11 protein-coding genes are annotated in these 13,604 nt (G+C 70.3%); 4 read left to right on the top strand and 7 right to left on the bottom strand.

The features are described 5' to 3' along the window. From tal to ESG85_RS18945, 5 genes are all read right to left on the bottom strand, one after another. The coding region (tal, locus tag ESG85_RS18965) for a transaldolase (RefSeq protein ID WP_128980799.1) at positions 1–1,083 on the bottom strand (1,083 nt) is incomplete at its 3' end. Between the two features lie 46 nt (positions 1,084–1,129). After that, positions 1,130–3,217, bottom strand: a complete 2,088-nt coding sequence (tkt, locus tag ESG85_RS18960) for a transketolase (RefSeq protein WP_128977694.1) — start codon at positions 3,215–3,217, stop codon at positions 1,130–1,132. A gap of 180 nt (positions 3,218–3,397) precedes the next feature. Next, entirely contained in the window at positions 3,398–4,879 is a 1,482-nt protein-coding gene (locus ESG85_RS18955) for a PTS ascorbate transporter subunit IIC (protein WP_128980797.1), read from the bottom strand. Between the two features lie 53 nt (positions 4,880–4,932). After that, complete coding sequence (locus tag ESG85_RS18950) at positions 4,933–5,214, bottom strand: PTS sugar transporter subunit IIB (RefSeq protein ID WP_128980795.1); 282 nt, start codon at positions 5,212–5,214, stop codon at positions 4,933–4,935. Further along, complete coding sequence (locus ESG85_RS18945; protein ID WP_128980793.1) at positions 5,211–5,687, bottom strand: PTS sugar transporter subunit IIA; 477 nt, start codon at positions 5,685–5,687, stop codon at positions 5,211–5,213. Before ESG85_RS18945 ends, ESG85_RS18950 begins: the two co-directional genes overlap by 4 nt. Before the next feature lie 177 nt (positions 5,688–5,864). Here ESG85_RS18945 and ptsP point away from each other — a divergent pair, with 177 nt between their 5' ends. Beyond that, complete coding sequence (gene ptsP / locus ESG85_RS18940) at positions 5,865–7,868, top strand: phosphoenolpyruvate--protein phosphotransferase (protein WP_128980791.1); 2,004 nt, start codon at positions 5,865–5,867, stop codon at positions 7,866–7,868. A 159-nt stretch (positions 7,869–8,027) separates the two neighbouring features. Beyond that, positions 8,028–9,212, top strand: a complete 1,185-nt coding sequence (locus tag ESG85_RS18935; protein ID WP_164986271.1) for an ROK family protein — start codon at positions 8,028–8,030, stop codon at positions 9,210–9,212. Positions 9,213–9,299: 87 nt separating this feature from the next. Here the strand turns inward: ESG85_RS18935 and ESG85_RS18930 are convergent, their stop codons facing one another. Further along, on the bottom strand, positions 9,300–10,118 hold the full coding sequence (locus ESG85_RS18930; protein WP_246095156.1) for an ATP-binding cassette domain-containing protein: 819 nt from the start codon (positions 10,116–10,118) through the stop codon (positions 9,300–9,302). Between the two features lie 284 nt (positions 10,119–10,402). Between ESG85_RS18930 and ESG85_RS18925 the strand changes: the two genes are divergently transcribed. Then, a complete protein-coding gene (locus ESG85_RS18925) occupies positions 10,403–11,422 on the top strand; it encodes a LacI family DNA-binding transcriptional regulator (protein ID WP_246095155.1) in 1,020 nt (339 codons plus the stop codon). 79 nt (positions 11,423–11,501) lie between these two features. Here ESG85_RS18925 and ESG85_RS18920 read toward each other — a convergent pair whose 3' ends face one another. Next, on the bottom strand, positions 11,502–12,230 hold the full coding sequence (locus ESG85_RS18920) for a nucleoside/nucleotide kinase family protein (protein WP_128980785.1): 729 nt from the start codon (positions 12,228–12,230) through the stop codon (positions 11,502–11,504). A gap of 212 nt (positions 12,231–12,442) precedes the next feature. Here ESG85_RS18920 and ESG85_RS18910 point away from each other — a divergent pair. After that, positions 12,443–13,604, top strand: a 1,162-nt coding sequence (locus ESG85_RS18910; protein ID WP_128980783.1) for an IS110 family RNA-guided transposase, incomplete at its 3' end; no start/stop codon positions are given.

The following is a 13,604-nucleotide window of genomic DNA, read 5'->3' as shown; positions in this document are numbered from 1 at the left end:
CTCGGTCGACTTGAGCAGGTCGTTCCAGGAGGCTTCGAACTTGTCGACGCCTTCGTTTTCGAGGAGTTGGACGACGTCGTCGTAGGAGATGCCGAGGGCGGCGATGTCGTCGAGGAGGGAGCGGGCTTCGTCGTAGGTGCCGTGGATGGTGTCGCCGGTGACCTCGCCGTGGTCGGCGGTGGCTTCCAGGGTGGCTTCGGGCATGGTGTTGACGGTGCCGGGGGCAACGAGGTCGACGACGTAGAGGGTGTCCTTGTAGGCGGGGTCCTTGACGCCGGTGGAGGCCCACAGCGGGCGCTGCTTGTTCGCCTGGGCCTTGTCCAGAGCACTCCAGCGGTCGGTGGAGAAGACCTCTTCGTAGGCCTGGTAGGCCAGGCGGGCGTTGGCGAGGGCGGCCTTGCCCTTGAGGGCCTTGGCCTCGTCGGTGTCCAGGGCGTCGAGGCGCTTGTCGATCTCGGTGTCCACGCGGGAGACGAAGAACGACGCCACCGAGTGGATCTTCGACAGGTCCAGGCCGCGTTCGCGGGCCTTTTCCAGGCCGGCGAGGTAGGCGTCCATGACGGCGCGGTAGCGCTCGAGGGAGAAGATCAGCGTGACGTTGACGCTGATGCCCAGGCCGATGACCTCGGTGATCGCCGGCAGGCCCGCCCGGGTGGCCGGGATCTTGATGAGGGTGTTGGGGCGGTCGACCAGCCAGGCCAGCTGCTTGGCCTCGGCGATGGTGGCGGCCGTGTCGTGCGCCAGACGGGGGTCGACCTCGATGGAGACCCGGCCGTCCTGGCCCTGCGTCGCGTCGAAGACCGGACGCAGGATGTCGGCGGCGTCCCTCACGTCCGCCGTCGTGATCATGCGGATGGCCTCGTCCACGGTCACCTTGCGGGCGGCGAGGTCGGCGAGCTGCTGCTCGTAGCCGTCACCGTGGCTGATGGCCTTCTGGAAGATGGACGGGTTCGTGGTCACGCCCACGACGTGGCTCTGGTCGATGAGCTCGGCCAGGTTGCCGGACGTGATCCGCTTGCGCGAAAGGTCGTCCAGCCAGATCGCGACGCCTTCGTCGGAGAGGCGCTTGAGAGCGTCTGTCATGAGAATTGCATCTCCATAGAGTCGTACGTATGCGCGCGTATGGGCGTCAGCGCGCGGAGGCGTCCAGGGATTCCCGGGCAGCGGCGACCACGGCCTCGGGAGTGAAACCGAACTCGCGGAAGAGGACCTTGGCGTCCGCGGAAGCACCGAAGTGCTCCAAAGAGACGATCCGGCCCGCATCCCCGACATACCGGTGCCAGGTCAGAGCGATACCGGCCTCCACCGCCACCCGCGCCTTCACCGACGGCGGCAGGACACCGTCCTTGTAGTCCTGGTCCTGCTCCTCGAACCACTCCACCGACGGCATCGACACCACACGAGTGGGCACACCCCGGGCTTGCAGCCGCTCACGGGCCTCCACGGCCAGGTGCACCTCGGAACCCGTCGCGATCAGCACCACCTGCGGCTCACCGCCCTCGGCGTCGAACAGCACATAGCCACCCCGGGCCGCGTCCTCGTTCGGCGCATAGGTCTGCACACCCTGACGGGTCAGCGCCAGACCCACCGGCCGGCCCTCGCCGTAGACCTTGGTGTGCCGGCGCATGATCTCGCGCCAGGCGATCGCCGTCTCGTTCGCATCAGCCGGACGGACCACCGCCAGACCCGGGATCGCGCGCAGCGAGGCCAGGTGCTCCACCGGCTGATGAGTCGGACCGTCCTCACCCAGACCGATCGAGTCATGCGTCCACACATAGGTGACCGGCAGGTGCATCAGCGCGGACAGCCGCACCGCGTTGCGCATGTAATCGGAGAACACCAGGAACGTGCCACCGTAGATGCGGGTATTGCCGTGCAGCGCGATGCCGTTCATCTCCGCGGCCATCGCGTGCTCACGGATACCGAAATGAATCGTCCGCCCGTACGGGTCCGCCTCCGGCAGCGGGTTGCCCTCGGGCAGGAACGAGGAACCCTTGTCGATCGTGGTGTTGTTCGAACCCGCCAGGTCCGCCGAACCACCCCACAGCTCCGGGATCACCGCACCCAGCGCCTGCAGCACCTTGCCCGACGCCGCACGCGTCGCCACACCCTTACCCGCCTCGAACACCGGGATCCTCGCCTCCCAGCCCTCGGGCAGCTCGTTGGCCTGGATCCGGTCGAACTCCGCCGCCCGCTCCGGATTCGCCGTGCGCCACTCCGCCAGCGACTTCTCCCACGCGGCACGCGCCTCACGGCCCCGCTCACCCAACGCGCGGGTATGGGCGATGACCTCACCGGCAACCTCGAAAGACCGCTCCGGATCGAAGCCCAGCACCCGCTTGGTGGCCGCGACCTCCTCCTCACCCAGGGCCGAGCCGTGCGCGGCCTCGGTGTTCTGCGCGTTCGGCGCCGGCCACGCGATGATCGAACGCATCGCGATGAACGACGGCCGCTCGGTCTCCGCCTCGGCAGCCCGGATCGCCGCGAACAGGGCGGCCGGGTCGAGGTCGCCGTTGGCCTGCGGCTCGACGCGCTGGACATGCCAGCCATACGCCTCGTACCGCTTCACCGTGTCCTCGGACACGGCCGTCTCGGTGTCACCCTCGATCGAAATGTGGTTGTCGTCCCACAACAGGATCAGATTCCCGAGCTTCTGGTGACCCGCCAGCGACGACGCCTCCGCGGAAATACCCTCCTGCAGACACCCGTCACCCGCGATCACGTACACGTGATGATCGAACGGAGAAGCGCCCCGCGGGGCCTCCGGATCGAACAGACCACGCTCGAAGCGGGCCGCCATCGCCATGCCCACCGCGTTCGCCACACCCTGGCCGAGCGGACCCGTCGTCGTCTCCACACCGGCCGTGTGCCCGTACTCCGGATGCCCCGGAGTCTTCGAACCCCACGTACGGAACGACTTCAGATCATCCAGCTCCAGACCGAAGCCACCCAGATAAAGCTGGGTGTACAGGGTCAGGGACGAGTGACCGGCGGAGAGAACGAACCGGTCACGGCCCACCCACTCCGGGTCGGCCGGATCATGCCGCATCACCTTCTGGAAAAGCGTGTACGCAGCAGGCGCCAGGCTCATCGCCGTACCGGGATGGCCATTGCCGACCTTCTGAACGGCGTCGGCAGCCAGGATGCGGGCGGTGTCCACGGCCCGCTGGTCCAGATCGGTCCACTCGAGGTCTGTGGTCGTCGGCTTAGTGCTCACCCTGAGTCAGGGCTCCTTCGTTGGTTGGCTGGGGCACCGGTGGGGGCGGTGTGCGGATGTCGGCATGGAGGGCCGGGGAGGGCTCCGATGACGTTCCGGCGGCCTGCGCACGGCAGCCGCCGGTACAACGGGGCTTCTCTGCCCGTCGCGGCGCCGCGACGGGCAGAGAAGCCGGGTCGGTCAGGAGCCGACGGCGACGGACTTGGGGTCGGCGTCCTCGTCGCCGGCGCCGGCGAAGTAGGTGTCACGCGGCGCACCCGGGTTCCACCCGCGGCTGACCACGAGGCGCTGGAAGGCGATGGCGCTGCCCAGCAGGACCAGGACGATGAGCGCGATCACGAGCATGCCGCCCGCCGGCCCGAGCGTGACCGCGTGGCCGACGGAGAGGCCGAACCATCCGAAGTCGGCGTCGCCGAACGTGGTGTTGGCCAGGCCGAGCGAGCCGAGCACCTTGAGCAGCAGGGCGGGCAGGAAGGTGATGATCACGCCGTTGACGAAGCCGCCGGCGATGGCCCCGCGGCGGCCGCCCGTCGCGTTGCCGAACACACCGGCCGTGCCGCCGGTGAAGAAGTGCGGAACCATGCCGGGCAGGATCAGCGCCAGACCCATCGGACCGTTGAAGGCCATCAGGAAGCCGAGGCTGGCCAGGCCACCGGTGAAGCTGGAGATGAAACCGATCAGGACGGCGTTGGGCGCGTACGGGAAGGTGACCGGGCAGTCGAGCGCCGGCAGGGCGCCGGGGACGACCTTGGCGGCGATGCCGTTGAACGCGGGGACGAGCTCGCCGAGGATGGTGCGGACGCCGAAGAGGATGACGGCCACGCCCACGCCGAACAGCAGGGCCTGCATGACACCGGCCATGACGTAGTCACCGAGCGTGGTGGCCTCCATGACGGCGAACGCCTCGGTCCGGCCCACCCGTCCGAGCATGGCCAGGGCGAACACGGTGTAGATGAGGACCATGGAGAGCGCGGTGGCGATCATCGAGTCGCGCAGGAACTTGAGCCCGTCGGGGAACTTCATGTCCTCGGTGCTCTTGCTGCGCTTGCCGACCAGGCGACCGACCGTGCCGGCCGTGATGTAGCCGATGGAGCCGAAGTGGCCGATGGCCACGTCCTCGCCTCCGGTGACGCGGCGCGTCCACGGGTGGGTGAACGTCGGCATGACGACCATCATCGTGCCGAGCAGGGCGGCGCCGACCGCGATCATCCAGAACGCCGACAGGTCGGCGGTGGCGAGCAGCGCGGTGATCAGGGTGGCCATGAAGAAGGTGTGGTGTCCCGTCAGGAACACGTATTTCAACGGTGTGAACCGTGCGAGCAGGATGCTCACGATGAAGCCGGCGATCATGACCCAGGCCACCTGAGCACCGAACTGCTTCTGGGCGAGGGCCACGACCGCCTCGTTGGTGGGAACCACGCCGCGGGCCCCGGTCGCTCCGAGGATGAGCTTGCCGAGCGGTTCCAGGGAGCCGACGACGGTGGAGGCGCCGACGCCGAGGATCAGGAATCCCATCGCGGCCTTCAGACCGCCGCCGATGACCTGACCGACGCTGCGGCGCAGGGCCAGCAGGCCGATCGCGGTGATGATGCCGACGAGGTAGGCGGGCTGGTTGAGCACGTTGTTGACGATGAATTTTGCTATGCCGACGATGACGTCCATGGGGGTGCTCCTCGGAGCGGTGGGGAGGGGGCGGGGAGCGAAGGCGCTGCCGGTCAGCGGGCCTCGGAGAGGGCGGCCTCGAGCGCCCTGGCGATGAGATCGACGTTGACCAGGTTGTCGATGACGACGATCTTGGCCTTCAGTTCGCCGAGCTGGGGGGCGAGTTCACCGGAGGTGACGACGAGGTCCGCGCCGGCGGCGGCGCCCCGGGCGGTGCCGATGTCGGCGACCTCGACGTCGGCGGTGACGCCGAGGCTGCGCAGGGCCTTCTCGACGTTCATCTTGAGGATGATGCTGCTGCCGACTCCCATGCCGCAGACGGTGAGAATCTTCATGACGGGACCTCCGGGTCGAAGTTGCCGATCAGGTGCCGCACGGTGGCGGCGTCGGGGGCGGTGAGGAGTTCTTCCATCCGCTCCGGCGCGCCCAGCAGTTGGGCGAGGCTGCCGAGGGCGGCGGTGTGCTGGTTGTGGTCGGTCGCGGCGAGGCCGACGACCAGGCGGACCGGGTCGTTGTCCCGGTGGCCGAAGTGGACGGGCTCCTGCAGGGACACCCAGGACAGTCCGGTGCGGCGGACCGCGGGCGACGGGCGGGAGTGAGCCAGTGCGAGGCCTGGGGCGATGACGATGTAGGGGCCGAGCTGTTCGACGGTGGCGATCATCTCGTCGCTGTAGGCGGCGGTGGCGGCGCCGCCCAGGATCAGCCCCTCGCCGGCGAGGCGGATCGCCGTCCGCCAGTCACGGGCCGAGGCGTTCACCAGGACGGACTGCTCGGGGAGTAGCCCCAGAAGAGACAGTTTGTCGGGCATGAGAAGAACCTTGCTGATGGTGATGGATGACCCGGTTCGGAGAACTGCGCACCGGGGTGAGGGCAGCGTAGACAGGAATTATGTCTAGCGCTAGACGTAAAGCTGTTGACTTTGAACCGAAACCGGGTTGACACTCAGGCAACCGCGGCGAACGGCCGCCTGACCCTAGGACTCTTGATGGCGACACCCTCCGTACCGGCCACCGCGACGACCCTGTCCGGCGTCGCGGCCTCCCCCGGCATCGCCGGCGGCACGGCAGTCCTCTGGAACTCCCCCGACACGCACCTGGTGGAGACGCACGTCACGGCGGACGACGTCACCGGTCAGCAGGCGCGCCTGGACGACGGCCTTCAGAAGGCCGCCCGAGAGCTCGACGCCCTCCACTCCTCCGTGTCCGGCACCGAGGAACAGGGCATCATCGCCGCGCACCGGGCGATGCTGGCCGACCCCGAGCTGCGCGCATCCCTGGGCGCGGCGATACGCGACCAGCTCGTGGACGCCGCCACGGCCGTGCAGCGCGTACTCGCCTCGCAGGCCGACGCCCTCCGCGCCTCGGGCAGCGCGCGGATCGCCGAACGCGCCACCGACATCGACGATCTGCGCCAGCGGCTGCTGGCCTCCCTCGGCGCGGTGAGCCGGACCGAGGTGGAACTTCCCGAGGACGCCGTCGTGGTGGCGACCGACCTCACGCCGTCCCAGACCATCGGCCTGGACCGGACCCGGCTGCGCGCCTTCGTCCTCTCGGGCGGCGGGCCGACGGCCCACACCACGATCCTGGCCCGCTCCCTCGGCATCCCGGCCGTCGTGCAGGTGCCGGGACTGGACGCGGTCCGGAACGGAGCGGTCCTGCTCGTCGACGGCGACCAGGGCACGGTGACCGTCGACCCCGACCCCGCGGAGGTCAGCCAGGCCGCCGAGGCCGCCCGCCGGCGCGAGGACGCCGCGGCGGACGCACTGCCCCAGGCGCTGACGAGCGACGGCCACGCCATCCGGCTGTCCGCGAACATCGGTTCCGCCGACGAAGCCGTCCGCGCCCACCGCGCCGGTGCCCGCTCGGTCGGCCTGTTCCGCACCGAGTTCGTCTTCCTCGCCGGCCAGGAGCTGCCCGGTGAGGAGGAACAGCTGGCCGCCTACGCCGGGGCCGTCCAGGCCCTGGGCGGCGGTCGGGTGACGATCCGTCTGCTCGACGTCGGCGGCGACAAGCCGCTGCCGCCGCTGACCTCCTCCGAGGCCAACCCGATGCTGGGACACCGGGGTGTGCGTCTGCTGCTCGACGCCCCCGAGGTGCTGCGCACCCAGCTGCGCGCCGTCCTGCGCGCCGCCGCGCACGGCGAGGTGTGGGTGTGCGTCCCCATGATCTCCGGCACCGCCGAGCTCGCCGCCGTGCGCAGCCATCTCGAAGAGGTACGCGCCGAGCTGAGCGCCGACGAGGTCGATCACGGCCCCGTCAAGCTGGGCGTGATGATCGAGACGCCGGCGGCCGTGCTGGCCGCCGCGGCGCTCGCGCGGCAGGCGGACTTCTTCTCGATCGGCACCAACGACCTGCTGCAGTACCTGGTCGCCGCCGACCGGGACAACGGCCGGGTCACCCATCTGCTCGACGCCCACACGCCCGCGTTGCTGCACGCGATCGGCCTGGTGGTCCGGGCGGCGCACGCCCACGGCATCACGGTCAGCGTGTGCGGCGAGGCCGCGAGCGACCCGTCCATCCAGCCGTTCCTGCTGGGTCTGGGTGTCGACGAGCTGTCCATGACCGCCGCCCGGCTGCCCGGCGCGGCCCGCTCCGTCGCCGCCGTGAGCAGTGCCGACGCCGCCGCCCTCGCCGACCGCGCGACCCGGGCGGAGGACGCCGACGAGGTGCGCGGACTGCTGGACTCCGCCACGTCCGCCGCGCCGGTCACCGCCGAGCCGATGGCCGACGGCGGCTGGGCCGTCACCGTGTCCGTCACGGCCCCGGAGGGCCTGCACGCCCGCCCCGCCTCGCAGCTGGTCTCGGCGGCCCAGGGCTTCGGCTCCGAGGTCGTTTTGCACGTGGCGGGACGGCAGGCGAACGCGAAGGCCATGCTCAGCGTGCTGGGCCTGGGCGTCGACTGCGGCACCGCCGTACGGATCGAGGCGCGTGGTGACGACGCCCACGAGGCCGTCACCACCCTGGGCACGCGGCTGGCGGCCCGCCCCTGAAACCCCGGGCCGACGCGGTGACTCCCTGCGCCGCCTCGGCCCGGCCCCAGCCGCCGGGCCGGCGTGCTCCCCCCGATCACACGCCGGCCCGGCGGCCATCCAGCCGGCCCCTCGCGGCAGCCGAACCGAATTCTGCCCATGATTGGCATAATGAGCGGCATGGGGATCCGTAACAGCAGAGCGGCGTCGGGGGCGGGCTTCCTCCTCGACATGATCCGCAACCAGCGGGCACGCACCCGGTCCGAGCTCGTACGCGCCTCCGGCATGGCCCGCGCCACCGTCGAGAACAGACTGACCGGCCTCCTGGAAGCCGGTTACATCGTGTACGGGGCGGGCAGTCCGCAGGCGGCCTCGGTCGGACGGCCGGCCGAGGTGTTCGAGTTCAACCACCGGTCGGGGATCATCCTGGCCGCCGAGCTCGGGCTCGACCACTGCCGTGTCGCCGTGACCGACCTGGCCGCCGGAATCCTGGCGACGGCGGGTGGTCCCGCGGACATGGAGTCCGGACCGGAGCAGGTCCTGCGCCAGGTGGACGAGCATCTCACCACCGCCCTCGAGCAGGCCGGAAAGACGGTCGCCGACGTGCGGGCCGTCGCCCTGGCGGTGCCCGGCACGGTCGAGACCGCCACCGGCCGGATCAACTCCCCCACGATGATGAGCAAGTGGTACAAGTTCGATCTCCGCGCCTTCTTCTCCGGCCGCTTCCCCGGCGTCCCGGTCCACGTGGAGAACGACGCCCACGTCATGGCCCTGGGCGAGCAGCGCAAACAGTGGGCGGAAACCGCCGACCTGCTCATGGTCAGCGCCGGCATGAGCATCGGCAGCGGTCTCGTCCTGGGCGGCCGGCTGTTTCGCGGCTCGCTGGGCGCGGCCGGGGACATCGGGCATCTCCACCGCGGCGGCGGACGGGTCTGCCGCTGCGGCGGCGTCGGCTGCCTGGAGACCGACGCCGCCGGCTGGGCGATCGCACGGGACCTCAGGAGCATGGACCGCGAGGCGCGTACGGCCGCGGACATCGTGGCGCTGACGCGGGCCGGCGATCCCGACGCCGTCGCGCTGGTCCGTCAGGCCGGGCGCGCCATCGGCACCGTGGTCGCCGATCTCGTCGGCGTCCTCAACCCGTCCGTGGTGGCCGTCGGCGGGACACTCGCCGAGGCCCGCGAGACCCTGCTCGCGGGGATCCGCGAGGCCGTCTACGCCCGGTCCCACCCGCTGTCCACCCGGGATCTGCGGATCACCCACAGCCTCCTGGGCGCCGACGCCGGCCTGGTCGGCGCCGCGACGCTCGCTTCCGAGCAGCTTCTCTCGCCGGAGGCCATCGACGCGCAGCTCGGCGGTCGCTGAGCCGAGCACCCGGGCCCGGGACACGGCTTCGGCCTCCGGCCCGGAGCCGGCCCGGGTGAGCCGGTTCATCGCCGACATGGCCGGAGGTCAGTCCCGCGCGCCGGGCGCGGAGCCGTGATGCCGTTCCTTGGAGACGGCGGTCTCGAAGAGTGCGCCTTCGCCGTCCTGGCTCAGCGCACCGGTCATCAGGCCGACCACGTCGGTCATGGTGACGCTGCCGGGCTTCACGACGGCGGCCCGGCGGCCGAGCCGGTGCACGTGGATGCGGTCCGCGACCTCGAAGACCTGCGGCATGTCGTGGCTGATGAGAATGACGGGGATGCCGCGGTGCCGGATCCTCCGGATCAGTTCCAGGACCTGGTCCGACTCCCTGACCCCGAGCGCGGCCGTGGGCTCGTCCATGATGATCATCTCGGTGCCGAACATGGCGGCCCGCGCCACCGCGACGGCCTGCCGCTGCCCACCGGAGAGCGAGCCGACCAGCTGTCCGATGTCCTGGAGGGTCGCGATGCCGAGCGCGTCCAGCTGGGCCGCGGCTTCCTCGCGCATGGCCCGGTGGTCGAGGAGGTGCAGCCACGAGCCGAGGAAACCCGGCCGCCTGCGTGCCCGCCCGAGGAAGAGGTTGGTCGCGATGTCCAGCTGAGGGGCGAGTGCGAGCGTCTGGTACACCGTCTCGATGCCCCGCACCCTGGCATCGCGCGGGGAATGGAAGTGCATCCGCTCGCCGTGCAGGGTGATGGTTCCGGAATCCGGGATGAGCGCGCCTGACAGGGCCTTGATGAGACTGGATTTGCCGGCTCCGTTGTCGCCGACCACGGCCAGGACTTCACCGGCTCGGATATCGAAGTCCGATTCCCGGATCGCCACGACATTTCCGTAGCGCTTCACCAGTCCCTCGGCCCGCATGACGATCCGGGCCTCGTCGGCTGCCGCGGGGCCGGGGTCCGGTGCGGTCGGCGTCTCGCTCCTCATGGCAAACCTCCGTCATCCGTGGAAATACCCGGGCAATTACCGACGCTACTCCGGGCACCGCACGCTGTATAGCTCTTGCGCAAACCTTTGCGTCGATGTTCCGCGATTCCGTGACCTCGGGTGCGCCTCCGATTCGAGCGACCCTTCGGACGGACCGCGGAACCGGGTCGCGACGACCCGCTCTTTAGTTTGCGCAAATCATTGCTACGATGCCGGGCATGGCAGGCAGACGGCCGCGGCAGACGGCCACGATGAGCGATGTGGCACGACTGGCGGGCGTCTCGGTCTCGACCGTCTCCCACGTGCTGAACAAGACGCGGGCCGTCGCGCCGGGCACCGCCCGGCTGGTCCACGACGCGGTCGCCGCCTGCGGCTACGTGCCGGAGAAGGCGCAGCAACCGGACGGGCTCGGCATCATCGGCCTGGCGATGTCGGCGATCTCCAATCCCTATTTCGCCGATGTCGTGCACGGTCTCGACCGGCGCGCCTCCCGGGAGGGCTATTCGCTGCTGCTCGCCGAGACGCACGACGACCCCGAAGGCGAACTGCGCGCCGTGAGCGAGCTGCTCAGGCGCAAGGTCAGTGCCATAGTCCTGGCCCCCTCGGGCGACACGGGCCGCACCCTGGACTACGCACGGCGGGCCGGGGTGCCGGTGACGGTCCTCGACCGCTTCGTGCGCCACGAGACCGACCAGATCAGCGTCGAGAACGTCGAGTCGACCGCCCGGCTGGTGGATCACCTGGCCGAGACCGGCCACACCCGGATCGCGATGGTCTCCGGCCGTCCCGGGCTCGCCACCACGGACGAGCGCATCCAGGGCTACCGGCTCGGCCTGGAACGCCACGGCATCGCGGCGCCGGAGGAGTACCTGGTCTCCGGGCGCTCCCAGGCCGGCCCGGCCCAGCGGGCGATCGCCGAACTGATGGGCCTGAGCCGGCCGCCCACGGCCGTCGTGGTCGGCAACAACCAGATGACCATCGGCGCCATGCGAGGGCTCCGGGACGCCGGCCTGCGGGTGCCCGACGACCTCGCGCTGGTCGCGTTCGACGACTTCGAGTGGTCGGACCTCTTCCAGCCACGGCTGACCGCCATCGCGCAGCCGACCTCGACGATCGGCGAGCAGGCCTTCGAACTGGCGCTGTCCAGGATCGCGGACCCGGATCTGGCGCCGCGCCGGGTGCTGGTCCAGCCGGCGTTCCGGCACCGCGAGTCCTGCGGCTGCGCACCGGCGGACTGACCCGGTTCCACGGACACGGTCCCGGACGCGGCGATATCCGCTTCCCGGCCGGGGAAGCGGTGGGGAGGGGGTGTGCGGCTCAGTGCCTGCAGGCCCCGGCGGCGTGCGCCTTGGGTGCGTGGGCACGCCGTTCGCTCAGGATCCGGTCGGCCGAGGAGCCCGCGCGCCGGATCCTGGCGCTGGTGCGCTCGTCGACCCCGTCGGTCTTGAGCTTCGCGCTACGAGGGCTGAAGCCGTAGCGGACGTAGCGGTCGATCAGGCGCCGGCGTCGTTCCGCGGGTGCGGCGTCCAGGAACCAGGTCTCCGTGAGCAGGTCCCGTACCTGGTTCCACGGCTGCTCGTCGTTCAGCAGGAAGTTGCCGTCGACGATGACCAGCTGGTGACGCGGGGCCACCTCCAGCGACTGGGCCACCGGGTCCTCGATCTCCCGGCTGAAGTCCGGCCACCACACGCTGTGGCCGGTTTCCTCCCGGAGACGCCGGAGCATGGCGACGAATCCGTGACCGTCGAAGGTCTCGATGACTCCCTTGTCGCCGGACAGGCCCATGGTGTCGATGACGTGCTGGGCCAGATGGAATCCGTCCATGGAGACCGCCGTGGCGACCCCCGGCCGGATCGTCTCGATTTCCCTCAGGAGCTGTTCGGCGAAGGTCGACTTGCCGGCTCCCGGCTCACCGACGATTCCGAGCAGGGCCCGGCCGTGCTCCGAAAGCCGGAGCGCGCTTTCGGCGAGGGAGCGCAGCGGAGGGTCGTGGTAGATCGGCTCGATCTCTCCGGAATCCGGCGAGGCGGCGAGGGGGTTCGTCATGTGTTCTCCGTAAGTTGTTTGGTGGCCCGGGAGGGCCGGGTGTGGCTTATGGGTTCTTGCCTTCAGTGGCTTCTCAGGAGTGGCCGCCCGGTTCTCCGGGGCGCCCTGACTGCTGATTGAGATGTGCGCGCCTTGTGCGGTCGCTGATTACGGAGATGACAGCGGGGTGTTCCTTGGGCCGACGGCACGCCGTGCGGAACGAGGAGGGGCGAGTGAACGAGCGACGGGCCCGGGTCTGGGTCGGCATCGACGCCGGTAAGGGCCATCACTGGGCGGCGGTGGTCGACGAAACCGGCGCGACTCTGTGGTCGAAGAAGATCGGCAACGACGAGTCGGAGATCCTGACCGCACTCGGCGAAATCCTGGAGCTGGCCGACGAAGTCCAGTGGGCGGTGGACATCTCCGGTACGTCCTCCGCGCTGTTGCTTGCCCTGCTCGCGGCCCATGGCCAGCAGGCCGTCTACGTGCCCGGCCGCACGGTCAACCGCATGTCCGGCGCCTACCGGGGCGAGGCCGAAACCGACGCCCGCGACGCCTACGTCATCGCGGAAACCGCCCGCCACCGCCGGGACTTCGCCACCATCGAAGTGCCCGCCCAACTCGCCGCGGACCTTGCCCTGCTGACCGCCCACCGAACCGACCTGGTGGCCGACAGGGTGCGAATGATCAACCGACTCCGCGACGTGCTGACCGGTGTCTTCCCCGCCCTGGAACGGGCCTTCGACTACTCCGCCCACAAAGGTGCGCTGGTACTGCTGACCGGCTACCAGACCCCAGCCGCCATCCGCCGACGTGGCCGGGCGCGGCTCACGGCCTGGCTCGCCAACCGCAGTGTGCGCGGCGCCGACGCCGTCGCGGCAACCGCACTCGAAGCCGCCCAGGCCCAGCAGACCGCCCTGCCGGGTGAGGACGTCGCCGCCCAGATCGTGGCCGACCTGGCCACGCAGATCCTGGACCTGGACGACCGGCTCAAGCGGATCGACAAGCAGATCCGCGACACGTTCCGCAGCCACCCGCAAGCCGAGATCATCGAGTCCCTGCCCGGCATGGGCCCCATACTCGGCGCCGAGTTCATCGTCGCTGCAGGTGACCTTGCGGCCTACGCGGATGCCGGCCATCTCGCCTCCGCGGCCGGGCTGGTGCCAGTCCCACGCGACTCGGGCCGCCGAACCGGCAACCTCCACCGGCCCAAGCGCTACAGCCGCCGCCTGCGCAGGGTCTTCTACATGTCCGCGCAGACCAGCATCATCCGCGAGGGACCGAACCGAGACTTCTACCTCAAGAAGCGCGGCGAGGGCTGCAAGCACGTTCAGGCCGTGATCGCCCTGGCCCGCCGACGAGCCAGCGTCCTGTGGGCCCTCCTGCGCGACAACC

This window comes from Streptomyces roseicoloratus (genome assembly GCF_004117935.1).
Classification (GTDB): Bacteria; Actinomycetota; Actinomycetes; order Streptomycetales; family Streptomycetaceae; genus Streptomyces; species Streptomyces roseicoloratus.
The sequence above is the reverse complement of the archived record's forward strand: the minus strand, read 5'-3'. Positions and strand labels throughout refer to the sequence as shown.

Bases quoted from the DNA above. Each gene is read 5' to 3' on its own strand.
- ESG85_RS18925 (WP_246095155.1), top strand. From the start codon at position 10,403: ATGGCAGGCAGACGGCCGCGGCAGACGGCCACGATGAGCGATGTGGCA.
- ptsP (WP_128980791.1), top strand. From the start codon at position 5,865: ATGGCGACACCCTCCGTACCGGCCACCGCGACGACCCTGTCCGGCGTC.
- ESG85_RS18920 (WP_128980785.1), bottom strand. From the start codon at position 12,230: ATGACGAACCCCCTCGCCGCCTCGCCGGATTCCGGAGAGATCGAGCCG.
- ESG85_RS18935 (WP_164986271.1), top strand. From the start codon at position 8,028: ATGGGGATCCGTAACAGCAGAGCGGCGTCGGGGGCGGGCTTCCTCCTC.
- ESG85_RS18945 (WP_128980793.1), bottom strand. From the start codon at position 5,687: ATGCCCGACAAACTGTCTCTTCTGGGGCTACTCCCCGAGCAGTCCGTC.
- ESG85_RS18930 (WP_246095156.1), bottom strand. From the start codon at position 10,118: ATGCGGGCCGAGGGACTGGTGAAGCGCTACGGAAATGTCGTGGCGATC.
- ESG85_RS18955 (WP_128980797.1), bottom strand. From the start codon at position 4,879: ATGGACGTCATCGTCGGCATAGCAAAATTCATCGTCAACAACGTGCTC.
- ESG85_RS18950 (WP_128980795.1), bottom strand. From the start codon at position 5,214: ATGAAGATTCTCACCGTCTGCGGCATGGGAGTCGGCAGCAGCATCATC.